Origin of the sequence: Microbacterium testaceum (genome assembly GCF_020781835.1) — a bacterium.
Taxonomy (GTDB): domain Bacteria; phylum Actinomycetota; class Actinomycetes; order Actinomycetales; family Microbacteriaceae; genus Microbacterium; species Microbacterium testaceum_H.
Genome location: NZ_JAJGNJ010000049.1, coordinates 1 through 479, shown reverse-complemented (window position 1 = coordinate 479; position 479 = coordinate 1). Strand labels below are relative to the sequence as shown.

Below are 479 nucleotides of genomic sequence, written 5' to 3'. Positions count from 1 at the left end.
CAGTGCCAATTCGGCATGTGGGTGACGGGCCTCCGGTGGTGGCTGTACGCGTGGATGGTCGAAGGCGAGGACCGCATTCACCACCGGTGGATCGAGCGTGACGACGACCGCATCGCGATCCTCGCCCGCCAGGCCGACGACTTCATTGCGTGGCGGGCGTCCGGCGCCCCGTCGATCAACGGGCTCCCCGACGAGGTCGACGAAGCGCTCGCACAGTACGCCCGCGGCCTCGCGATCGCCGCCGAGGGGGAGGCGCTGAAGAAGGCCGCCCGCCCCGTGATTGACGCGTGGATCGCGGAGCAGAACCCGACCGACGTACTCCGCCGGGAGGGATCCCACGCATCCCTCACCTTCACCCCGAAGACGAAGACCGTCCTCGACGAGGACGCGTGGAAGAAGGCCGAGCCGGAGACGTACGCCGAGGTCGTCGGTTTCGAGCAGCGCGCCGCGGCGACCCGCGAGCTCGCCGGGTCCATCTA

General features: G+C 69.7%; 1 protein-coding gene. It reads left to right on the top strand.

Annotation, left to right across the window (positions count from 1 at the left end; translation table 11 throughout):
- Nucleotides 1-479 (top strand): hypothetical protein (locus tag LL239_RS18230; protein ID WP_228164614.1); only part of this gene is annotated, 479 nt, incomplete at both ends.